The sequence below is a fragment of the Roseovarius halophilus (ex Wu et al. 2025) genome (genome assembly GCF_047086965.1).
Window position 1 is genome coordinate 1 of record NZ_JBKOTX010000090.1, and the last position, 22282, is coordinate 22282.

17 protein-coding genes are annotated in these 22282 nt (G+C 63.7%); 13 read left to right on the top strand and 4 right to left on the bottom strand.

Annotation, left to right across the window (positions count from 1 at the left end):
• Positions 1-152 precede the first annotated feature (152 nt).
• The 4 genes from ACH107_RS17570 to ACH107_RS17585 all read left to right on the top strand — a co-directional run bounded on the left by ACH107_RS17570 (position 153) and on the right by ACH107_RS17585 (position 7178).
• Positions 153-2600 carry a GcvT family protein gene (locus ACH107_RS17570; RefSeq protein ID WP_412506940.1) on the top strand — a complete coding sequence of 816 codons (2448 nt, stop codon included), beginning with the start codon at positions 153-155 and terminating at the stop codon, positions 2598-2600.
• Between the two features lie 291 nt (positions 2601-2891).
• The gene (locus ACH107_RS17575) at positions 2892-3911 is read left to right on the top strand and encodes a putative 2-aminoethylphosphonate ABC transporter substrate-binding protein (protein WP_412506941.1); all 1020 of its coding nucleotides are present in this window, start codon (positions 2892-2894) and stop codon (positions 3909-3911) included.
• A 135-nt stretch (positions 3912-4046) separates the two neighbouring features.
• Positions 4047-5156 (top strand): putative 2-aminoethylphosphonate ABC transporter ATP-binding protein, encoded by a 1110-nt coding sequence (locus ACH107_RS17580; RefSeq protein WP_412506942.1) that lies wholly within the window; start codon positions 4047-4049, stop codon positions 5154-5156.
• A gap of 3 nt (positions 5157-5159) precedes the next feature.
• Complete coding sequence (locus tag ACH107_RS17585; protein ID WP_412506943.1) at positions 5160-7178, top strand: putative 2-aminoethylphosphonate ABC transporter permease subunit; 2019 nt, start codon at positions 5160-5162, stop codon at positions 7176-7178.
• On the opposite strand, the gene ACH107_RS17590 is transcribed toward ACH107_RS17585, so the two are convergent.
• The gene (locus ACH107_RS17590; RefSeq protein ID WP_412506944.1) at positions 7149-8033 is read right to left on the bottom strand and encodes a LysR substrate-binding domain-containing protein; all 885 of its coding nucleotides are present in this window, start codon (positions 8031-8033) and stop codon (positions 7149-7151) included. The genes ACH107_RS17585 and ACH107_RS17590 overlap by 30 nt on opposite strands.
• A 111-nt stretch (positions 8034-8144) precedes the next feature.
• On the opposite strand from ACH107_RS17590, the gene ACH107_RS17595 reads away from it, so the two are divergent.
• The 5 genes from ACH107_RS17595 to ACH107_RS17615 all read left to right on the top strand — a co-directional run bounded on the left by ACH107_RS17595 (position 8145) and on the right by ACH107_RS17615 (position 15247).
• Complete coding sequence (locus ACH107_RS17595) at positions 8145-9326, top strand: 2-aminoethylphosphonate--pyruvate transaminase (RefSeq protein ID WP_412506945.1); 1182 nt, start codon at positions 8145-8147, stop codon at positions 9324-9326.
• A 20-nt stretch (positions 9327-9346) separates the two neighbouring features.
• Positions 9347-10609, top strand: a complete 1263-nt coding sequence (gene phnA / locus ACH107_RS17600) for a phosphonoacetate hydrolase (protein WP_412506946.1) — start codon at positions 9347-9349, stop codon at positions 10607-10609.
• 17 nt (positions 10610-10626) lie between these two features.
• A complete protein-coding gene (gene phnY, locus ACH107_RS17605) occupies positions 10627-12075 on the top strand; it encodes a phosphonoacetaldehyde dehydrogenase (protein ID WP_412506947.1) in 1449 nt (482 codons plus the stop codon).
• A gap of 134 nt (positions 12076-12209) precedes the next feature.
• The gene (locus ACH107_RS17610) at positions 12210-13574 is read left to right on the top strand and encodes an aspartate aminotransferase family protein (protein ID WP_412506948.1); all 1365 of its coding nucleotides are present in this window, start codon (positions 12210-12212) and stop codon (positions 13572-13574) included.
• Positions 13571-15247 (top strand): Na/Pi cotransporter family protein, encoded by a 1677-nt coding sequence (locus ACH107_RS17615; protein WP_412506949.1) that lies wholly within the window; start codon positions 13571-13573, stop codon positions 15245-15247. The genes ACH107_RS17610 and ACH107_RS17615 overlap by 4 nt, the downstream gene beginning before the upstream one ends.
• An 11-nt stretch (positions 15248-15258) precedes the next feature.
• On the opposite strand, the gene ACH107_RS17620 is transcribed toward ACH107_RS17615, so the two are convergent.
• Positions 15259-16272: a 2-hydroxyacid dehydrogenase gene (locus tag ACH107_RS17620; RefSeq protein ID WP_412506950.1), complete on the bottom strand. Its 1014-nt coding sequence runs from the start codon at positions 16270-16272 to the stop codon at positions 15259-15261.
• 186 nt (positions 16273-16458) lie between these two features.
• Between ACH107_RS17620 and ACH107_RS17625 the strand changes: the two genes are divergently transcribed.
• Both ACH107_RS17625 and ACH107_RS17630 read left to right on the top strand, forming a co-directional pair.
• Positions 16459-17217, top strand: coding sequence for a DeoR/GlpR family DNA-binding transcription regulator (locus tag ACH107_RS17625; RefSeq protein WP_412506951.1), 759 nt, complete (start codon positions 16459-16461; stop codon positions 17215-17217).
• A gap of 68 nt (positions 17218-17285) precedes the next feature.
• Entirely contained in the window at positions 17286-19742 is a 2457-nt protein-coding gene (locus ACH107_RS17630) for a GcvT family protein (protein WP_412506952.1), read from the top strand.
• 114 nt (positions 19743-19856) lie between these two features.
• On the opposite strand, the gene ACH107_RS17635 is transcribed toward ACH107_RS17630, so the two are convergent.
• Positions 19857-20429 (bottom strand): histidine phosphatase family protein, encoded by a 573-nt coding sequence (locus tag ACH107_RS17635; protein ID WP_412506953.1) that lies wholly within the window; start codon positions 20427-20429, stop codon positions 19857-19859.
• A complete protein-coding gene (gene cobU / locus ACH107_RS17640; protein ID WP_412506954.1) occupies positions 20426-20947 on the bottom strand; it encodes a bifunctional adenosylcobinamide kinase/adenosylcobinamide-phosphate guanylyltransferase in 522 nt (173 codons plus the stop codon). The genes ACH107_RS17635 and cobU overlap by 4 nt, the downstream gene beginning before the upstream one ends.
• 103 nt (positions 20948-21050) lie before the next feature.
• Here cobU and ACH107_RS17645 point away from each other — a divergent pair, with 103 nt between their 5' ends.
• Entirely contained in the window at positions 21051-21929 is an 879-nt protein-coding gene (locus ACH107_RS17645) for an RNA polymerase factor sigma-32 (RefSeq protein ID WP_412506956.1), read from the top strand.
• The coding region (locus ACH107_RS17650; protein WP_412506957.1) for a ChaN family lipoprotein at positions 21926-22282 on the top strand (357 nt) is incomplete at its 3' end. The genes ACH107_RS17645 and ACH107_RS17650, both read left to right, overlap by 4 nt.

Consider the following 22282-nt stretch of genomic DNA (forward strand, 5'->3'; position numbering starts at 1 on the left):
CCCCCCCCCCCCCCCCCCCCCCCCCCCCCCCCCCCCCCCCCCCCCCCCCCCCCCCCCCCCCCCCCCCCCCCCCCCCCCCCCCCCCCCCCCCCCCCCCGGTCGGATCGCGGCACGCGATCCGATGCACACATGTCGACTGACAGGAGGTACCAATGACCGATCTTCCAACCCGGGCCCGCGCGGTCATCATCGGCGGCGGCGTGGTGGGCTGCTCGGTGGCCTATCATCTTGCCCAGCTCGGCTGGCGCGACGTCGTCCTGCTCGAGCGCAAGCAGCTGACCTCGGGCACGACGTGGCATGCCGCCGGGCTGATCGGCCAGTTGCGCGCCACTGCCAACATGACCAGGCTCGCGCGCTACTCGGCCGACCTTTACACGCGGCTCGAGGAGGAAACAGGCGTTGCCACGGGGATGCGGCAGGGCGGGTCGATCTCGGTCGCGCTCAGCGAGTCCCGCCGCGAGGAACTGTTGCGCCAGGCGGCCATGGCACGCGCCTTCGGCGTGCCCGTCGAGGAGATGAGCCCGGCCGAGATCACGCAGCGCTACCCGCACGTTGCGCTCGACGGGGTGACCGGCGGTGTCTGGCTGCCGACCGACGGGCAGGCGGACCCGACGGGGATCGCGCTTGCCATGGCGCGGGGCGCGCGTCAGGGCGGCGCGCGGGTGGCCGAGCGGGTTAAGGTCACGGGGCTTGTGCGACAGGGCCGCCGGGTGACGTCGGTGGATTGGCGGGCCGAGGACGGTGCCGAAGGCCGGATCGAGGCCGAGCACGTGGTCAATTGCGCCGGCATGTGGGGCCGCGAGGTCGGCCGCATGGCCGGCACCAACGTCCCGCTGCATGCCTGCGAGCATTTCTACATCGTTTCGGAGCCGATCGATGGGCTGGAGCGGCTGCCGGTGCTGCGGGTGCCCGACGAATGCGCCTATTACAAGGAGGACGCGGGCAAGCTCATGCTCGGCGCCTTCGAGCCCGAGGCGAAGCCGTGGGGCATGTCCGGCATCCCGGAGGATTTCGAGTTCGACCAGCTGCCCGAGGATTTCGACCATTTCGAGCCCATCCTCGAAAAGGCGGTGGCTCGTGTGCCGATGCTGGCCGAGGCGGGGATTCACACCTTTTTCAACGGTCCCGAAAGCTTCACGCCCGACGACGCCTATCACCTCGGGCCCTGCCCCGAGATGGACAATGTCTGGGTCGCCGCGGGCTTCAACTCCATCGGCATCCAGTCGGCGGGGGGCGCGGGCTGGACGCTGGCGCAATGGATGCATGACGGCCAGAAGCCCTTTGACCTCGGCGACGTGGACATTGCGCGGATGCAGCCCTTCCAGGGCAACCGCCATTACCTGCACAGCCGCGCCTCCGAGGTTCTGGGCTTGCTATATGCCGATCATTACCCCTATCGCCAGAAGGCGACGGCGCGCGGTGTGCGCCGCTCCCCCTTTCACGCGCCGTTGCTGGACCGGGGCGCGGTGATGGGCGAGGCCGCGGGCTGGGAGCGCGCGAACTGGTTCGCCGACCCGGGGCAGGACCGCGCGTACCGCTATTCCTGGGGACGCCAGAACTGGTTCGGCAACGCCGCGGCCGAACACCGGGCGATCCGTGACGGCGTGGGGCTTTACGACATGTCGAGTTTCGGCAAGATCCGCGTGGAGGGCCCGGGGGCCGAGGCGTTCCTCAACCATGTCTGCGGCGCGGACATGTCGGTGCCCGTGGGCCGGATCGTCTATACCCAGTTCCTCAACCCGCGCGGCGGGATCGAGGCGGACGTGACCGTCACCCGCCTGTCCGAGACCGCCTACCTCGTTGTCACGCCGGCGGGCACGCGGCTGGCCGACGAAACGTGGCTACGCCGCCATCTGGGCGATCATCCGGCCGTCATCACCGACGTGACGCCGGCCGAGGGCGTTCTCGCCGTGATGGGGCCCGGATCGCGTGCCCTGATGCAGGCGGTTTCGCCCGACGATTTCTCGAACGCGGCGCAGCCGTTCGGCACGGCCCGGCAGATCGAGATCGGCATGGGGCTGGCGCGGGCGCACCGGGTGTCCTACGTGGGTGAACTGGGCTGGGAAATCTATGTCAGCGCCGACATGGCGTGTCACGTCCTCGAAACGCTTCTGGCGGCCGGCGCGGATCACGGGCTCAAGCTCTGCGGGCTGCACGCGATGGACAGTTGCCGCATCGAGAAAGGCTTTCGCCATTTCGGCCACGACATCACCTGCGAGGATCACGTGCTGGAGGCGGGGCTGGGCTTTGCCGTGTCGAAGACCAAGCCCGGCTTCATCGGCCGCGACGCGGTGCAAGCCAAGCGCGAGCAGGGGCTGGCGCGCCGTCTCGTGCAGTTCCGGCTGACGGATCCCGAGCCGTTGCTTTACCACAATGAGCCGATCCTGCGGGATGGCGAGATCGTGGGCTACCTGACCTCGGGCAATTACGGGCATTTCCTTGGCGGGGCGATGGGCATGGGCTATGTGCCGTGCGCGGGGCAGGGCGCGGACGAGGTTCTGGCCTCGACCTACGAGATCGACGTCGCCGGCACCCGCGTGCGCGCCGAGGCGTCGCTGCGGCCGATGCACGACCCAGCGGCCGCGCGCATGAAGGCGTGACGGCGGGGCGTTTGGTCCCCGCCGCGAACCGGCATCGCAAAACCATGACGCGGCCTCCGACGGCGGGCAGCCAAGATGCTGTCGCATTGTTTTCCCGTACCCGGCGAAATGTCGTGGTCCGCGATTCTTCAATACGGGCCCGCCTGACGCACAGGCGGGCTTTTTCATAGGCTGAATCTATCATTTAGTTAGAATTATCGATTATACTTTCCGATCCGTTTTGTGAACGGTGGACTCAAGACGCCGGAGGAAAAACAATTACCGGTGTCGTCATAACAGGGAGACGTTGAAATGAATAAACAAGGTATTCGCGGTGCGTCGGTTCTGGCAGCCTGCCTTGCCGCGACCGCATCGATGGCGGAAACCGACCTGACCGTCTACACGGCTTTCGAAGCCGACCTTCTGCAGAAATATGCGGATGCTTTCAACGAGGCGCATCCGGACATAAACATCAATTGGGTTCGCGACTCGACAGGTATCATCACCGCGAAACTTCTGGCCGAGAAGAACAACCCGCAGGCGGACGTTGTCTGGGGGCTGGCCGGGACATCGCTCATCCTGATGAAATCGGAGGGGATGCTGGAGCCCTACAGCCCCGAGGGCATCGACGCGTTGAGCGACCGTTTCGTCGACACCAGTACGCCGCCGTCCTGGATCGGGCTGGACGCGTGGGTCGCGTCGGTGTGCTACAACACGATCGAATCCGAAAAGCTGGGCCTTGAGCCGCCGGAGTCCTGGGCCGACCTGACCGATCCGATGTACGAGGGCCATGTCATCATGCCCAATCCAAACTCCTCCGGGACCGGGTTCCTTGACGTGTCAAGCTGGATCCAGATGTTCGGCGAAGAGGAGGGGTGGGCCTACATGGACGCGCTTCACAACAACATTTCGCGGTATACCCATTCGGGCTCGAAGCCGTGCAAGCTGGCGGCGTCCGGGGAGATCCCGATCGGGGTCTCCTTTGCCTTCCGCGGCGCGCAGTCCAAGGCGCAGGGCGCGCCGATCGATATCATCGTGCCGTCCGAGGGTGTCGGCTGGGACATGGAAGCGGTCGCCATCATGGCGGGCACCGACACGCCGGAGGCGGCGCGGGCGCTCGTGGACTGGTCCATCACCGAGGATGCGATGCGGCTTTACAACGAGGGGTACGCGGTCGTTGCCGTGCCGGGGGTTGCCCAGAAGGTCGAGCACTTCCCCGAAGGCCTGGCCGATGCCATGATCGACAATGATTTCGAGTTTGCGGCGAACAACCGAGCGCGGATTCTCGACGAGTGGCAAAAGCGTTACGACGGGAAATCGGAACCCGAGTGACTGCTGAGCGGGGCGGCGTCATGCCGCCCCCTGTCGGCCGGCCGAGGCCGGCCCCCTTGCGACTCCGCTGACAAAGGGCCGGATGGAATGGCTTACGACAATTTGAGCAAACCCGCCGACATGCATGATGGAGGCGTGCAAGATTCCTATTTGCAGATCTCTGGTGTCTGGAAATTCTTTGGTGATTTTGTCGCGCTGCGCGATGTATCGCTTGAGATACGCGAAGGTGAGCTCGTGTGCTTTCTCGGGCCGTCCGGTTGCGGCAAGACAACGTTGTTGCGTGCCATCGCCGGGCTGGACCTGCAGACCAACGGCGAGATACGGCAGGCGGGCAAGGATATATCGGACCTGCCTCCTTCCGGCCGAGACTTCGGGATCGTGTTCCAGTCCTACGCGCTTTTCCCGAACCTGACAGCGCACAGAAATATCGCGTTCGGTCTGGAAAACGAAGGGCGCACGCGGGGCGAAATAGATTCGCGGGTGCAGGAACTTCTGTCGGTGGTTGGCCTGCCCGCACAGGGGCCCAAGTACCCGTCCCAGCTGTCGGGCGGTCAGCAACAACGGATCGCGCTTGCGCGGGCGCTGGCGACGGAGCCGGGGCTGTTGTTGCTGGACGAGCCCCTGTCAGCGCTGGATGCTCGGGTGCGCGTGCATCTGCGCCACCAGATAAAGGAGCTGCAGCGCCAGCTCGGGGTGACAACGGTGATGGTTACACACGATCAGGAGGAGGCGCTTGCCATGGCCGACCGAATCGTCGTGATGAACCATGGTGTGATCGAACAGATCGGGACCCCGACAGAAGTGTACCGCATGCCCGCTTCGCTGTTCGTTGCTGATTTCATCGGCGAAATGAACCAGATCCCGGTCCGGACGGTGACGCCGGATGTGGTCATGTTGGGCAACACCAAGATGCACTGCGTGCCGCACGAGTTCGTCCCGGATCACGAGGTGATCGCCGCCATCAGGCCGAACGACATCATTCCGCTGCAGGGTGACGGGCTGCCGGACGTCGACAATCCGCACGCGTCTTCGGCTGGAAACAGGTTCGCTGTCACGGTGGACGAGATGGAATTCCTCGGGTCGTTCTGGCGGTGCGTGCTGGGCAGCCCGCATTTCAGGGAAAAGACCCTGATCGCGGATTTCTCTGTAAACGCCGCCCGGCGGCTGGACCTCGCCGTCGGGTCTCGAATGCAGGTCGAGTTGCCGCAGGATCGTCTGATGGTATTCCCCGCGACGGTTGAGTGACCCATGAGCATGACACACAATAGCCAGTTGCCTCGGCCCGGCACGAGGCTGATCAAGGGAAAGTTGTCGCGCGATGATGTCGTGATGCGCGGCTTTATGGGGGCCATCGCGCTTTACCTGGTCGTATCGCTGGTGCTGCCGCTTTACGCGATGCTGTCGGAAAGCCTGTCCACTTACCGGTTCGATCTGTCCGCCCACGAGGTGCAGGTCAGCGACGCAGACGGGGTATTTCGTGCGCCGCCGCGTACACTGGCCGAACTGAATGCAGCGCGTGATATCCTTGCCGCGGATGACCTGGAAACAGGGGCGGACGGGCGATTGAACGTGGTCGAGTTGTTCCCGGATTTCGATTTCCGCAGCAGTGTCGAGTACAAGTTGCGGAACACGACGGCCGAGGGCCGCTTTCTGGTCGGCTCCGAGCTGGTTTCGGACACGGGTTGGGTCAGGATGGACAGCAACACGTTCCGGCGCGCGTATCTGCGCCCGGTAAGTTCGTACGGGTTCGCCAATTTCCGCGAATATTTCACGAACCCGGCGCTTTTCGACTCGATCAAGAACTCACTGTTCATCGCGAGCGTGTCCACGATTGTGACGGTGACGCTGGCTTTCTGGTTCGCCTACGCGTTGAACCGCAGTTGCATGCGGTTCAAGGGGTTTTTCCGGCTGGTTGCCATGGCGCCCATCCTCGTGCCGTCACTGCTGCCGGGGATCGCGCTGATCTACCTTTTCGGCAATCAAGGCATGATCAACGGCCTTCTCATGGGCAACAGCATATACGGCCCGACGGGAATCGTGATCGGGTCGGTTTTCTTCACCTTTCCGCACGCGTTCATCATCATATCCACGGCGCTTGCGATCGCGGACGCGCGGTATTACGAGGCGGCGCTTGTCCTTCGGGCCAGCCCGTGGCGAACCTTCTGGACGGTCACCATCCCGGGCGCGCGCTACGGCCTGATTTCCGCCGCGTTCGTTGTATTCAACCTCGTGATCACGGATTTCGGTTTGCCCAAGGTGATCGGTGGTCAGTACGACGTGCTGGCGGTGGATATCTACAAGCAGGTGATCGGGCAGCAGAATTTCGAAATGGGTGCCGTCGTTTCCGTCGTGCTGCTGGTGCCGGCGATCGCGGCCTTCACGCTTGATCGGATCGTGCAGCGGCGTCAGGTCGCGATGCTTTCGGCCCGGTCCGTACCGTACCGGCCGTCCCCTGATGCGCTTAAGGATTCTGTTCTTCTGGTCTACAGCCTGCTCGTTGCCCTGTTCATCGTCGGCCTGCTGGTGGTCTGCCAATATGCGGCACTGATCAAGTTCTGGCCGTACGACCTGGCCTTGAGCTTGCGGAACTACCGTTTCGACCTCATGGATGGCGGCGGCTGGGGGTCCTATTTCAACTCGATAAAACTGGGGTTTCTCACGGCTGTCAGCGGCACCGCGATCGTGTTCATCGGCGCCTACCTCGTGGAGAAGACCAACGGGTTCACGACGGGGCGTTCGGCGTTCCAGATGTTCGCGATGCTGCCGATGGCCATCCCCGGCATGGTTCTGGGGCTGGCCTACATCTTTTTCTTCAACGACCCCGGGAACCCGCTGAACTTCTTGTACGGGACGATGGCCATCCTCGTGATCGCGACGGTAACGCATTACTACACGGTGGCTCATCTGACGGCCGTGACGGCGCTGAAGCAGATGGACCGGGATTTCGAGGCGGTTTCATCGTCGTTGAAACAGCCCACCGCCAAGCTGTTCACGCGGGTGACCGTGCCGGTCTGCCTGCCCGCGATCCTCGACATCTCGATTTACCTGTTCGTCAACGCGATGACGACGGTTTCGGCGGTCGTTTTCCTGTATTCGCCGAATACCACTCTGGCCTCGGTCGCGGTGCTGAACATGGATGACGCCGGCGACATAGCGCCCGCGGCCGCGATGGGCATGATGATCTTCTATACCAATGCCGCCGCGCGGCTCATTCATCTCTTGTTGTCGAAGGGTGTCCTAGCCCGGACGCAAGCCTGGCGAGGGTAGAGTCTTGAAAACGTCGATAAAGGAGCGGATGACCCGCACGTCGGCGCGGTGTTTGAGGTAGATGAGCTTTTCGCTCATGGTCGCATCCGAATCCTTGAGACAGAACATGCGCAGGCGATCATCCGGGATGAACTCGGCTTGCGATATGAAACCGATCCCGGCCCCGGCCGCGACCACATCGCGAAGGGCCTCGCGCCCTTCGACCTCGAAGGCCGGGCGCAGGGAGACCCCCTGCTTCCCGGCGGCGTGCTCAAGCTCTTGCCGGGTCTTGGAACCTTCTTCACGGAAAACCAGTGGATGCCGGGCCACCTCGGCGAGGGTCATTTCCGTGATGGTCTCTGGAAAGGTGCCCTTGGCGGCGAAGCCGACGATCGGCGTCCTGCTGAGTTCGATCGCCTGCATGTCACTGCCCGGCGAGACACTGCCGACAACGCCGATCTCGGCCCCGTAGTTCCGCAGTTTGTTCAGCACCTCGCTCGAATTGCCGGTGTTGAGGGTGACATGGACGTTGGGAAAGCGGAGGTGAAATGCGCTCAGGACATCCACGATGTGATGGGCGGAATCTGCGACGATCCGAAGTTCGCCGGTCGGCACGGACTGGCTTTTTTTCAGGAAATCCTCGATCTGTTCCCACGTCTCGAACATCTTCTTCGTCAGGATGAGCAGCTCGTGGCCGGCCTTGGTCAGTTGGACGCGTTTGCGCTGGCGCGTGAAGAGCAGCGTATCGAATTCCTGTTCCAGATTGCGGACCTGCTCCGACACGGCGGGCTGGGTGAGCAGGAGGTGCTCGGCAGCGCGGGAGAAGCCGCCCATCACGGCAACAAAATGAAAGGATTTCAGTTGGCTGTAGTTCATGGGCCCCGCACCGGAATGTATAGGTTAAAACTATAAAATCATATGTGCTATCGATTGTACATATGTATGTGTTTCGCCCAAATATTGAGCAAGCCATTTTGGAGGAGTGAGATGACAGAAGCAGGAATGCCGGCGCCCATGGCGGGCGAACCTTATCTTCTGACACCGGGGCCGCTTACCACGTCGGAGCGGGTCAAGAAGGCGATGCTACGCGACTGGGGGAGCTGGGATGGCGATTTCCGTGACATGACCCGACGGATGCGCGTCGCTCTGCTGGAGATGCTGGGCAGCGACAGCGCGGCGTTCGATTGCGTGCCCATGCAGGGGTCGGGGACCTTTGCCGTCGAGGCCATGCTCGCCAGCTTCATTCCGCGTGATGGCAAGGCGCTGCTGCTGGCGAACGGCGCCTATGGCAAGCGGGCCGTGAAGACGATGGTTTATCTGGGGCGCGACCACGTGGTTCTGGACAAGGGTGATTACCTGCCGCCACGCGGCGAGGAAGTGGACCGCATCCTGAAGGACGATCCCGCCATCACGCATGTCGTCGCGATCCATTGCGAGACAAGTTCGGGCATCCTGAACCCGGTCGCGGAAATTTCCGAGGCGACCTACGCGAACGGGCGCAAGCTGCTGATCGATTCGATGTCGGCGTTTGGCGCGATCCCGATGGAACCCGGCGAGATCCGTTACGAGGCGATGGTCTCGTCGGCGAACAAGTGCATCGAGGGTGTGCCCGGTTTCGGCTTCGTGCTGGCGCGCAAGTCGGAACTTGCCGCCGCGGAGGGCAATGCGCATTCGCTGAGCCTCGATATCCATGCGCAGTGGACCCACATGGAGGCGACGGGCCAATGGCGCTTTACGCCGCCGACACACGTGGTGGCCGCGTTCGTCGAGGCGCTCCATGCCCATGCGGACGAGGGCGGTGTTGCCGCAAGAGGTGCCCGGTACCGGGAAAACCGCGACGCGCTGGTATCCGGGATGCGGGCCTTGGGTTTCGAGACGCTGCTCGATGAACGCTGGCTGTCCCCGATCATCGTCACGTTCTTCTCTCCGGCGGATCCTGCTTTCTCGTTCGACATGTTCTATGACCTCATGAAATCTAAGGGTTTCATCATCTATCCGGGCAAGCTGACCGCGGTGGACAGCTTCCGGATCGGCTGCATCGGCCGGATGGACAGCCGTGTCATGCAAGCGGTCGTCATCGCCATAGAGCGGTCGCTGGGAGAAATGGGCGTGAAGAGTGCGGCCCCGCCCGAAAGCGCCTTGAAGGAACGTGCGCTGCTTGCGGCGTGAGCCGGCGGGCAAGATGATCCATGAAAAGGAACACACTGATGAACATCATGACGAAAGTCACGGCCAACGACCGCGACTACGAAATGCCGCGATCAGCCGCGGTGGCGATTTGCCTGGACGGGTGTGAGCCCGCCTATCTGGACGCGGCGATCGCCGAAGGGCTCATGCCGAACCTCGACCGTATCCGGCGGGACGGGACAGAGCGGATCGCGCATTCGGTGATCCCGTCCTTCACCAACCCCAACAACATCTCTATCGCCACCGGTCGGCCGCCCGCCGTGCACGGTATTTGCGGCAACTTTCTTTATGACAGGGAAACCGGCGAGGAAGTGATGATGAACGATGTGCGCTTCCTGCGGGCGCCGACCGTGTTCAAGCAGTTCTTCGATGCCGGGGCCAAGGTTGCCGTGGTGACCGCGAAGGACAAGTTGCGCGCCCTGCTCGGGGCCGGGCTGAGTTTCGATGACGATCGGGCAAAATGCTTCTCGGCGGAGAAATCAGCCAGTTCCACCCACGGGGAGCACGGGCAGGAGGACGCGAGCGCGTGGTTGGGGATGTCGCAACCCGAGGTCTATTCCGCCGGGCTGTCGGAATTCGTTTTTGCCGCCGGGGTCAAGTTGCTGAAGGAATGGAAGCCGGACGTGATGTATCTCACCACCACGGATTACATCCAGCACAAGTATGCGCCTGAGGCCCCCGAGGCCAAGGACTTCTACGCAATGTTCGACCGTTACCTGGGTGAACTTGACGCACTTGGCGCGGCCATCGTCGTGACGGCCGATCACGGGATGAAGCCGAAGCACCACGCCGACGGGTCGCCCAATGTGCTGTATGTGCAGGATTTGATGGATACCTGGCTTGGAAAGGATGCGGCGCGCGTCATCCTGCCGATCACCGACCCTTACGTGGTCCATCACGGCGCGCTGGGGTCTTTCGCCACCGCGTATCTGCCAGAGGGGGTTGACCGGGCCGACATCATCGAAAGGCTCTCGGCGCGGGAGGAACTGATACTTGTCGTGGACAAGGAAGAGGCCGTGCGCCGGTTCGAGCTTCCGGCCGACCGGATTGGTGATATCGTGATGATTTCGGGTGAGAATGTCTGTATCGGCACATCCGTCGACCGGCATGACCTTGCCGCCCTCAAGGAACCGTTGCGCAGTCATGGCGGGCTGACCGAGCAGGACGTGCCGTTCATCGTCAATCGCAGGATGGACCTGCCGACGGCACCGGAGCTGCGCAATTTCGACGCTTTCTTCTACGCGACCATGGCGACGGTGGCCTGACCATGGCGGATCAGGTGATGAACAAACACGATATCCGCCACGAGGGGATGCGGATCAACGGGGAAACGGTGCGCACCGAGGCCCGGATCGAAGTGCGCTATCCCTACACGGACGAGGTGGTCGGTACGGTGCCGGCAGGCACCGCCGGGCATGCGCGGCACGCGCTGGACGTCGCGGCCGCGTACAAGCCCGATCTCACGCGGTATGACCGCAGCCGGATCCTGCGGCGGGCGGGCGAGTTGATCGGCGAACGGCGCGAAACCCTGGCGAAATGGCTGACGCTGGAACTGGGCATCTGCCACCAGCATGCGATCTACGAGACGCGGCGCGCGCAGGATGTCTACCAGTTCGCGTCGGCCGAGGCGCTGAGGGATGACGGCGAGGTCTTTTCCTGCGACCTGACGCATAACGGCAAGGCGCGCAAGATTTTCACGCTGCGCGAACCGGTGCGGGCGATTTCGGCCATCACGCCCTTCAACCACCCGCTGAACATGGTCAGCCACAAGATCGCGCCGGCGATCGCCACGAACAACTGCATGGTCTGCAAGCCGACGGAACTGACGCCGCTCACGGCGCTGTCGCTGGCTGATATCCTCTACGAGGCCGGGTTGCCACCCCAGATGTTCCAGGTGGTTACCGGCTGGCCCGGGGACATCGGGGACGAGATGATCGTCAACGACAACATCGATATCATCACCTTCACCGGGGGTGTGCCAGTCGGCAAGATGATCGCAGAGAAAGCAGGATACAAGCGTACCGCGCTGGAACTGGGCGGGAACGACCCGCTGATCGTCCTCAATGACCTCGGCCCCGATGACCTTGACCGCGCCGCGGCGCTGGCCGTCGCGGGGGCGACGGGCAATTCCGGCCAGCGCTGCACGGCGGTCAAGCGCATCCTCGTGCAGGAAAGCGTCGCAGATGCCTTCGTGCCGCGCGTGCTGGACAAGGCAAAGGCGATCCGTTTTGGCGACCCGCGCGATCCGGAAACACAGCTGGGATGCGTGGTCCACGCGCGGGCGGCGGAACTGTTCGAGGACCGGGTGCACATGGCCGCGGCCGCGGGGGCGCAGATCCTCTATGATCCCGGCCGGCAGGGGGCGCTCCTGCCGCCCATCGTGGTCGATCATGTCTCCCACGACAGCGAACTGGTGCGGGAGGAGACCTTTGGCCCGGTGGTGCCGATCGTCCGTGTGCCGGATGATGATGCGGCGGTCATGACCATGTCGAATGCCACGCCGTTCGGATTGTCCTCGGGGGTGTGCACCAACGACCTCAACCGCGCGATTGCCTATATCAACGGGCTCGACGTGGGGACCTGCAACATATGGGAGCAACCCGGCTACAGGATCGAGATGTCGCCCTTCGGCGGGATCAAGGACAGCGGCAACGGTGTCAAGGAAGGTGTCATCGAGGCGATGAAGTTCTTCACGAACGTGAAGACCTATTCCCTGCCCTGGGGCGGATGACCGCCGCGGCCCCCGGCGACCCGGCAGGGTACCGGGCCGCTTTCTTGCGTGCACATTATAAAAGGGACCGGTTTGAAAATGAGAAAGACTGACGAAATTTCGGCCGCACAGCGCGGAAACGGGAGGCGAGCAGGATGAACGGTCCTATCGTGCATACCGAGGGAGAGTCGAACACATCCCGTGAGCGTGCGGAGTGGCAACGCAAGGCCGTCGGCCCGGCATCTGCCCCGCTTTTGAAGCGGGATGCGGACGCGTTCCTGCATCAGAGCCTGTCCAGCCCCTGCGTTTCGACGATCGTGCGGGCCGAGGGCATCTGGATCGAGGATTGTGATGGCCGGCGGTACATGGATTTCCACGGCAATTCAGCGCATCATGTCGGGTACGGCCATCCGCGGTTGAGCGCCGCGATCAAGGCGCAGCTGGACGATCTTCCCTTTGCCCCGCGGCGTTTCACCAATGACCCGGCGGTTGCGCTGGCCGAGAGGCTGGGAGAGATCACGCCCGGCGACCTTAGCAAATCGCTTTTCACCACGGGCGGATCGGATGCGAACGAGGTGGCGCTCAGGATCGCGCGCGCGGTCACGGGGCGTTTCAAGACCTTGAGTTTCTGGGATGCGTTCCACGGTGCCGGTTTCGGCGCCGCGTCGGTGGGCGGCGAAGCCACCTTTCGCAGCCATATCGCCGGGCCGCTTTTGCCCGGTGCCGAGCATGTGGCGCCCTTTGCCTGCTATCGCTGCCCCTACGGTCATGCCGGGCCGGAGACCTGCGGCCTGGCTTGTGCCAACATGATCGATTACGTGCTGGAGCGTGAGGGCGACGTGGCGGCGGTGATCGCCGAGCCGATGCGCGCGGTGCCGTATGTTCCCCCGCCCGGTTTCTGGGCACAGGTGCGCGCGGCCTGCACCCGCCATGGCGCGCTCCTGATCCTCGACGAAATCCCGACTGGCCTTGGCAAGACCGGTCGGATGTTCGCCTTCGAGCATGATGAGATCGTGCCGGACATCGTCACGCTGGGCAAGGCGCTGGGCGGCGGGATGCTGCCGATCGCCGCCTGCGTGGCCCGGCGGGATCTCGACGTTTGCGGCGACTTCGCGATCGGCCATTACACGCACGAGAAGAACCCGCTTACCGCGCGGGCCGCGCTGACCACGCTCGAAATCATCGAGGAGGAGGACCTTGTGGCGCGCTCGGCCGAACTGGGCAGGCACGCGATGGCGCGTTTGCAAGAAACCCTGTCCGAATGCCCGATTGTCGGGGATATCCGCGGGCGTGGGCTGATGCTGGGCATCGAGATCGTGGAGGACCGCGATGACAAGACCCCCGGAAGGCAGCGCGCCGAACGTATCTACTATGCCTGCCTCGCCGCCGGGGTCAGCTTCAAGATCAGCCAGGGATGCGTTCTGACATTGTCGCCGCCGTTGACGATCGGGCAGGACGACCTGGATCGCGCGCTGGCAATTGTCGAGCAGGCCGTTATCTCGGAAAGCCGAACGGCATGACCATACTCTGGTTCCTCGTCCAATTGGCGGGGGCTACGATGTTGCTGCTCTATTCGGTCCGGATGGTCCGGACCGGCATAGAGCGTGCCTTTGGCGCGTCGTTTCGTCGGAACATGACCGCGGCCGGCGGCGCGGGGCGCTCGGCCTTGGTCGGTGTTTTCATGGCCGTCGTGCTGCAGAGTTCGGCCGCGGTGGCCTTGCTGGCGGCCGGGTTCACGGGAACCGGCGCGCTGTCCTTCGGAACCGCACTGGCCGTGGTGCTGGGGGGCGATCTGGGGTCGGCGCTGCTGATCCAGGTGCTGTCATTCAAACTTGAATGGCTTGTTCCCGTCCTGCTGGCGGTTGGCGGGGCATTCTTCTTCAATACCGAGAAGCGCCGTGTCAAACAGGCGGGCCGCATTGTATTGGGTATTGCCTTCATCCTGATTTCGCTGCGGTTTCTGCGCGAGACGATGGAGCCGATCCGCGACAGCGCTTTCCTGCCGTCGATAGCCGGCTACCTTGAACAGGATTACGTCACCGCTTTTCTCGCGGGTCTGGCGCTGGCTTTTGTCATGCATTCCTCGGTGGCTGTCATCCTGATGTGCGTCACGCTGGTGTCGATCGGGGCGATCCCGCTCATGGCCGGGGTGTCCCTCGTGCTCGGCGCGAACATGGGGTCGGCGCTGATTCCAATCTGGCTGAGCCGCGGCATGTCACCCGAGGCCCGGCAAGTACCGGCCGCAAATTTCGTGCTACGTGGTGCGTGGGCGATTTGCACATTGGTCCTGATGAACCGCGTGGAGGTCTTGCCGCATATATCCAGCGCGCATCCGGGTCAGTCGCTGGTGAATGTGCATATCCTGTTCAACCTGATCCTGCTTGTCACCGCGCTGCCGTTCGTCAAGCTCCTGCACGTTCCGATCAGCCGGCTGCTGCCGCCCGAGCCGACGCCGGACAAGGCATTGAACGACACCGATCAGAGCCTGTTGGACACGGCCGTGCTGGACAATCCGAATCTGGCGCTGACCAGCCTCAAGCGGGAGGTTTTGCGGATGCTTCAGATTGCCGACGGGATGTTCCGACCGGCGATGGATTTCTACGAGGCATACGACAGGGACCGTGCCGAGGCCCTGCGCCAGCGGGATCGCGTCCTGAACGAGGCGCTGGACGGAGTTCGCCACTACGTCGCCGCGATGGCTGCACGCGAGAATGACAAGGCGGTCTACAAGAAAGCACGCGACCTTGCCGAGTATGCCATCGCGATCGAGGCCGCGGGCGATATCGTTGTCAAACAACTCCTGCCACTTGCAAAGGACAGGTCCGATCACGGCATTCGTTTCTCGCGGTCCGGACTGGACGAGTTGCGGTCGCTGCACGAGAACATCCAGTCCAACATCCTGCTGGCGTCGAACGTGCTGCTTTCCGACGACTGCGAGAGCGCCCGGCTCATGCTTGAAGCGAAAACCGAGATCACCCGCGCCGAGCGGAGCGGTCGCAAGGCGCATCTCCGGCGCCTGGGACAAGGTGCCACCGAGAGCTTCGAGTCGAGCGACATCCACCTGGAGACGTTGCGCGCCTTCAAGGATTTCAACAGCAAGATCGCGGCGATCTCCTATCCGCTGCTCTATCGGGAGGGGCAGCTGCTTGAAACGCGGTTGATCGAGAGCCTTGGCGATACCCCGCCGAACTGACCCGTCCGGGCTCAGGCCTCGAAGATCACCCCGGTGTTTTGAGCGCGCAGGCGCGGGTTCGTGGAGCGGATTTTCACGGGCCGGCCGTTGATGATCTCATCGCAGCGTTCAAGCGTTTCCGCCTCGAGCCGTGCCATCGCCTCTGACGTATAGAACGTCAGATGCGGAGACAGGATGACGTTTTCCATGTCGAAAAGCGGGGAAAGCGGATGGCCGTGTCGTTGCAGCGGTTCTTCCGAGAACACGTCAAGCGCTGCGCCGCCGAGGTGGCCGCTTTCCAGGGCGCGCACGAGCGCGGCCTCGTCGACAATTGCGCCGCGTGACACATTGATGAACAGGGCACCGGGTTTCATGCACGCGAATTCGTGCGCGCCGATCATTTTGCGTGTTTGTGGTGTCAACGTGCTGTGAACAGACACGAAGTCGCATTCGGCCAGCATGTGGTGAAGATCATCGCGGCGTTCGACACCGATCCCGTGCAGCGCGTCGGTGGACTGGTGGGGATCATAGCCCAGAATACGCGCCCGAAATCCGCAGCCCATCATGCGCGCCATCGCCTGGCCAATGCGGCCGACACCGACCAGCCCGATCGTCTTGCCCGCGATATCACTTCCTTGTCGCGGGGCGTGCGGCCAATCCCATCCGTCCGCCTGCATCTTGGCGTGCAACGGCATCAATCGTCGCGCCAGAGCGATCAACAGGGCGAAAGCGCCCTCGGCCACGGTTTCCTCGGCATAATGCGGAATGTTGACGACGGGCACGCCCTGCTCGATGGCGGCCTCGACATCGATTGCGTCGATCCCCACGCCGTATTTCACGATGCCTTTCAGGGAGGTTGCCGTTTCAATCACCTTTCTGGTGATCGGGGTATAGCAGGTCAGGATCAAGCCTGCCCCCAGCGAGGCCCGGGCGAGGTCCGCTTCGGTTATGTCCCCGGGCAACGAGACCAGATCATGGCCCTGGCCGCGCAGGGCGCTTTCAATCCCGGGGCACTCCAGCTCCTTGTCGGTGCGCAGGATTTTCATGGTGCCTCCATTGTTCTATTGCGGAGCCGGTAAGAGCCGAGGTGTCATGCCCGGCTGAAACGGGGACGATGGCGGATGGACCGCCACGCGTGAGATTGAAATCCGCATCCTGCAAAAACATGCAAAAAATTGCAACCGCCGTCAAGTATCGTTAAGACTGGGGCGCGAATTTCAACGGAGTTCTTTATGCTTCCCTCGGAGAGACATGAAATCATCCTCACCGAGATTCGGCGCCATGCCGCGGTCTCGATCCGCGATCTGACGGCGCGCCTCGGCGTGACCCGCGAGACCGTGCGAAAGGATATCGAACTGCTCGCATCGCGCGGCATGGTCGGGCAGGTTCGTGGCGGGGCTGTGCGCGTGCAGACGCGCGAGGCGCCGATCGGGGATCGGGCCCAGACGAACGCGGCAGGCAAGACGCGTATCTCGGAAAGGGTCGCCCAGATTGTTCCGGACGGCGCTTCCGTCGCGATCGACATGGGGTCCACCGCGCTTTGCGTGGCGCAGGCGTTGGGAGAGAGCGTGAGGGATTTGAGTGTTGTGACCAATGATTTGCGTGTTTCAGAGGCATTGGCGCCCCGGTGTCGTGAGCTTGTCCTGCTCGGTGGGCGTGTTGCTCCGGCGGAGATGGCTGCGCTGGGGGTCGAGGTTCTTTCCAATCTATCGAAGTACAGGACGGAATTCGCGGTCGTCAGTGTCGGGGGGCTGAGCGCGCGGGCGATGTTCACGAATTTCTCAAGAGAGGCTGTCGAGTTGCACCGTCTCATGTTCGCGCAGGCCGAGCGGACTTTAGTGCTCGTGGACAGTAGCAAATATGATGTCGTCGGGCAGGTCGTTCTGGGAGCGCTCCCGGCGGATGTCGAGATCCTGAGCGATGCGCCGCCGCCAGATGACATCGCCGCAGCACTTGCTGATGCGGGTGCGTCTGTAACGGTTGTCGACTGATTTCGCGTTTGCAAAAAAATGCAAAATATGGTTGCCTGCGACAGCTCGATGACAGGAAAGGCAACCAGATGCTCACGTCCGCGCTTCCGCAATATGCGAAACATGTGATCATAGGCGGCGGGATCGTCGGCTGTTCCACGGCGTACCATCTTGCCAAGATGGGCGAGAGTGACATCGTGCTGCTGGAGCAGGGCCGGCTGAGCAGCGGGACGACATGGCATGCGGCGGGCCTTGTCGGACAGTTGCGAAACACGCCGGCGATGACCGGTCTCATCCGCTATTCCACCGATCTGTATGCCGAGCTGGAGGCTGAAACCGGCCTTGCCACGGGCTGGAAGCGCTGTGGATCGGTCACTGTGGCACGGACGGATGAACGCATGACCGTGCTGCGCCGGACGGCCGCGAGCGCGCGGGCTCAGGGAGTCGAGGTCGACATCATTTCAGCGCAGGAAGCGGGCGACAAATGGCCGGTCATGGAGACATCCGACCTCAAGGGAGGGTTGTGGATGCCCGGTGATGGCAAGGCCAATCCGACCGATCTGACCCAGTCATTGGCCAAGGGCGCGCGGATGCGCGGGGCGCGGGTGATCGAGGGTACCCGCGTGACCGGGATCCACACCAAGGACGGGAGCGCCGCCGGTGTCGAGACGCCCCGGGGGCGCATCGGCGCGCAGAACGTCATCAATTGCGGGGGCCAATGGGCACGCAAGCTGGGGGCTATGTGCGGCGTGACAGTGCCATTGCATTCGGCCGAGCACATGTACGTCGTCACTGAGGAAATGAAGGGCGTGATGCCAGACTTGCCGGTGTTGCGCGACCCCGACGGGTACATCTACTTCAAGGAAGAGACAGGTGGCCTTGCGATGGGCGGGTTCGAACCCGACGCGAAGCCATGGGGCATGCAAGGTATTCCCGACGATTTCGAATTCACGCTTTTGCCCGATGACTGGGACCAGTTCGAAATCCTGATGGAGAATGCGCTGATACGGGTGCCTCGGATGGCGCAAAGCGGTGTGCGCGCTTTCTATAACGGGCCGGAAAGTTTCACGCCGGACAACAACTACATCCTCGGCGAGGCGCCTGAGCTGCGGCATTACTTCGTCGGCGCCGGGTTCAACTCGATGGGGATCGCCAGCGCCGGCGGTGCCGGGCGCGCGCTGGCGGAATGGATCGTGGCGGGCGAGGCGACGTCTGATCTTGCTGACGTGGACATACGCCGTTTCGCCCGGTTCAACAACAACCCGCGATGGCTGCACGACCGGGTCAAGGAAACGCTCGGGCTGCATTATGCCATGCCTTGGCCGAACCGGGAGTTGCACAGCGCCAGACCGCTTCGCCGCTCGCCGATCCATGATCGGCTGGATCGGCAGGGGGCCGTGTTCGGCACCCGCATGGGATGGGAGCGGGCAAACTGGTTCGCGCCGACGGATATGTCGCGCGAAACTGTTTACGCGTTCGGCCGCCAGAACTGGCACGACGTGGTGGCGAGTGAGCAAAAGGCGACGCGCGAGGCTGTCGCGTTATTCGACCTGACCAGTTTCGCGAAGCTGCTTGTCCAGGGGCCCGATGCAGCAGCGGAACTGAACCGCATCTGCGCCGGGAACGTGGATGTCGAAGACGGCGGAACCGTCTATACGGCCCTTCTGAACACGCGCGGGGGCTATGAAAGCGACTTGACCGTACTGCGGCGCGGGCGGAATGAATACCTGCTGATCACAGGATCCACGCAGGTGGTGCGTGATCTCGACTGGATCCGCCGGAACCTTGCCGACCGCGCGCATGTCACGCTTGCCGATGTCACCTCGGCCTATGCGGTGCTTGCCGTCATGGGGCCGAGATCGCGCGACTTGTTGCAGGAGCTGACGGGGGCGAATCTTTCGAACGAAACCTTCCCGTTTGCCACGCATCGCGAGATCCCGCTGGGATACGCGACGGTGATTGCGAACCGGATGAGCTATGCCGGCGAACTCGGATGGGAGTTGCTGGTGCCGACGGAATTCGCCGCGGGTGTCTACGATGACCTGATGACGGTTGGCGACAGGCATGGCCTGTGCCACGCGGGTTACTACGCGCTGGAAGCGCTTCGGCTGGAGAAGGCGTTCCGTGCCTGGGGGCGTGAGCTTACGCCGGATATCACGCCTCTTCAGGCGGGGCTGGGGTTCGCCGTGGATTTCGACAAACCCGGCGGCTTCATCGGGCGCCGCGCACTTATGCAAGCTGGTAAAGATCCCGGGCATCTGAAAACCCGGATCGTGCAACTCGTCGCGCAGGATCCCGAGGCCCACCTCTGGGGTGGCGAGGCCGTGCTTAGGAACGGCGTGGAAATCGGGACGGTGCGATCGGCCGCGTGGGGGCAAGCGCTTGGTGCCACAGTGGCGCTGGGCCGCTTGACGGCGCAGGAATGCATCACGCGTGATTTCCTTGCCGACGGTCGGTACGAGGTGGATATTGCCGGCACGCTGCATCGCGTGGTGCCGCATACCCGCGCTGCATTCGACCCAAGGGCTGACCGGGTCAGGCAGTGAGATGCGCAGCCGCCCGGGCAACGGCAGCAGCGGATACGGGCCCGGTTGCGGCGCGGGATGCGCCCCGGCGTTGGCATCCATCGCCGGGCCCTTGACGCGCGCCGGATGCGCGCGTCACGGCTGGTGATTGATCGTGCGCGCCTGCCAGTCGCTGCCGCGCAGGTGCAGCTCCGTCACCGACAGCGTGTCGATGCGGTGACCGAACGCCTCGTAAGCGGTAATGCCGAGCGCGCGTTGTACCCTTGTCAGTATGGCGCCCATATGGGCCACGACGATGATGTCGCCGCCCGCATGGGCCGTCAGCAGGCGGTCTGTCGCTCGTTCGACCCGGTCGGTGATCTGGTTCCAGCTTTCGCCGCCGGGCGCGCGAATGTCGCCCGGGTTGTCCCAGAACGCCCGCAGGCCGGCCTGATCCGGGACCCGGTCGAACGCCTGCAATTCCCACGCGCCGAAATTGATCTCGCGCAGGTCTGGGTCATGCGGCAGCCGCGGGCGCGAGCCCGCGATGGCATCGGCCGTGGCCACCGCGCGGGCGAGGTCGGAGGATATCACCGGCGCCCCGTCCGGCAGGTGCGCGGCAAGCCTGCCCAGCCGGGCCGTGTCGGACAGGTCGGCCGGCAGGTCGGACCAGCCGACCATCGTCTTCGCATGAGTCGGGCCGTGGCGGACCCAGAATAGCCGGGTCACGGCATGTCGCCCTTGAGCACCTGCGGCAGCCCCGCCGTGACCGAGACGACAAGACCGGCCTTGGCGGCGAGCTTCTGATTGAGTTCCCCCTGTGCCTGCCGGAAGCGGCGCGCCAGCGCGTTTTCCGGCACGACGGAAAGCCCGACCTCGTTTGAGACGATCACCACGGGCGCGGCGCACAGCGCGAGGCCGGCCATCAGGGCGGCCTCGGCCTCGGCCGGGTCGCTTTCGGCCAGTAGCTGGTTCGACAGCCACATCGTGGCGCAATCAACGAGGATCGCGCTGTCGCCGCTGACGGTGGCAAGCGTCCGGCCAAGGTCGAGCGGCTCCTCGATCGTGCGCCAGCCAGCGCCGCGCAGTTCCTTGTGCCGTTCGATCCGGTTTCGCATCTCGTCGTCATGCGCCTGTGCGGTGGCCATGTAGACGGGCGTGCGCCCGGTGCCGGTCACGAGTTTCTCGGCGAAGGCCGTCTTGCCCGACGCGGCCCCGCCCAGTACCAAGGTCAGTCCCGGCAGCATGTTGTGCATATCCCTTTTTGATCCGCTTCGGTTGAGGCTGCGTACCACTGGTTGAGACGCCGGGAAAGGCGTGAAACATTTAACAGCCTGACTGGGGGGCGATATGCCACTTGATGCACCGCAAGACAGTACGATGTCCCGCCGGGCCATGAAGGCCGAACTGCTGGATGCCGAAACCGAGCTAGAACTCGCTTACGCGTGGCGGGACAACCGGGACGAGGAGGCGCTGCACAGGCTGATCACCGCCTATATGCGGCTGGCGATATCGATGGCGTCGAAATATCGGCGCTACGGCGCCTCGATGAACGACCTGATCCAGGAGGCGGGGCTCGGCCTGATGAAGGCCGCCGACAAGTTCGACCCCGATCGCGGGGTCAGGTTCTCGACCTACGCGGTGTGGTGGATCAAGGCCAGCATCCAGGACTACGTGATGCGCAACTGGTCGATGGTGCGCACGGGCAGCACCAGCAGCCAAAAGAGCCTGTTTTTCAACATGCGCCGGGTTCAGGCCCGACTTGAGCGCGAGGCGATGGCAAAGGGCGAGGAACTGGACGGCTACCAGCTGCGCGAGATGATCGCCCACGAGGTTGGCGTGCCGCTGCGCGACGTCGAGATGATGGAAGGCCGCCTGTCCGGCACGGATTTCTCGCTCAATGCAACGCAGACGACCGAGGACGAGGGCCGCGAGTGGATCGACACCCTCGAGGACGAGGCGCCGCGCGGGGACGAGGTGGTCGAGAAGGGCCACGACCTGCACGCGCTGCGTGACTGGCTTCGCGAGGCGATGGGCGGCCTGAGCGATCGGGAACGTTTCATCGTGCACGAACGCAAGCTGCGCGAGACGGCGCGTACCCTTGAAAGCCTTGGCGAGGAACTGAACCTGTCCAAGGAACGCGTCCGGCAGCTTGAATCGGCGGCATTCCAGAAGATGCGCAAGCATCTTGAAAGGCACGGGGCCGAGGTGCACAACCTGCTGGCATGATGGGTCGCGTTCTTGCCGTATTGTTGCTTTTCGCCGGCGGCGCCAGCGCACAGGACGTGCTGGTGCTGGGCGAAATCCACGACAACCCGGTGCATCACGACAGGCAGGCCGAGGAAGTGGCCCGGTTCGCGCCGGAGGCCATCGTGTTCGAGATGCTGACCGAGGACCAGGCGGCGCGTGTCACCCCGGCGTTGCGTCAGGACCGCGCGGCACTTGCGAACGCGCTGGACTGGGACGAGAGCGGCTGGCCCGATTTCGCGATGTATCACCCGATAATCACCGCCGCCCCGGGGGCCGAGCTTTTCGGGGCGGGGCTGCCGCGCGCCGCGGCGCGGGCCGCGATGGAGGACGGC

Excerpts from the sequence above, each read along its gene's own strand:
- ACH107_RS17570 (WP_412506940.1), top strand. The coding sequence starts at position 153 with ATGACCGATCTTCCAACCCGGGCCCGCGCGGTCATCATCGGCGGCGGC.
- ACH107_RS17630 (WP_412506952.1), top strand. The coding sequence starts at position 17,286 with ATGCTCACGTCCGCGCTTCCGCAATATGCGAAACATGTGATCATAGGC.
- ACH107_RS17645 (WP_412506956.1), top strand. The coding sequence starts at position 21,051 with ATGCCACTTGATGCACCGCAAGACAGTACGATGTCCCGCCGGGCCATG.
- ACH107_RS17590 (WP_412506944.1), bottom strand. The coding sequence starts at position 8,033 with ATGAACTACAGCCAACTGAAATCCTTTCATTTTGTTGCCGTGATGGGC.
- ACH107_RS17625 (WP_412506951.1), top strand. The coding sequence starts at position 16,459 with ATGCTTCCCTCGGAGAGACATGAAATCATCCTCACCGAGATTCGGCGC.
- ACH107_RS17595 (WP_412506945.1), top strand. The coding sequence starts at position 8,145 with ATGACAGAAGCAGGAATGCCGGCGCCCATGGCGGGCGAACCTTATCTT.
- ACH107_RS17620 (WP_412506950.1), bottom strand. The coding sequence starts at position 16,272 with ATGAAAATCCTGCGCACCGACAAGGAGCTGGAGTGCCCCGGGATTGAA.
- ACH107_RS17610 (WP_412506948.1), top strand. The coding sequence starts at position 12,210 with ATGAACGGTCCTATCGTGCATACCGAGGGAGAGTCGAACACATCCCGT.
- phnY (WP_412506947.1), top strand. The coding sequence starts at position 10,627 with ATGAACAAACACGATATCCGCCACGAGGGGATGCGGATCAACGGGGAA.
- ACH107_RS17575 (WP_412506941.1), top strand. The coding sequence starts at position 2,892 with ATGAATAAACAAGGTATTCGCGGTGCGTCGGTTCTGGCAGCCTGCCTT.
- phnA (WP_412506946.1), top strand. The coding sequence starts at position 9,347 with ATGAAAAGGAACACACTGATGAACATCATGACGAAAGTCACGGCCAAC.
- cobU (WP_412506954.1), bottom strand. The coding sequence starts at position 20,947 with ATGCTGCCGGGACTGACCTTGGTACTGGGCGGGGCCGCGTCGGGCAAG.
- ACH107_RS17615 (WP_412506949.1), top strand. The coding sequence starts at position 13,571 with ATGACCATACTCTGGTTCCTCGTCCAATTGGCGGGGGCTACGATGTTG.
- ACH107_RS17585 (WP_412506943.1), top strand. The coding sequence starts at position 5,160 with ATGAGCATGACACACAATAGCCAGTTGCCTCGGCCCGGCACGAGGCTG.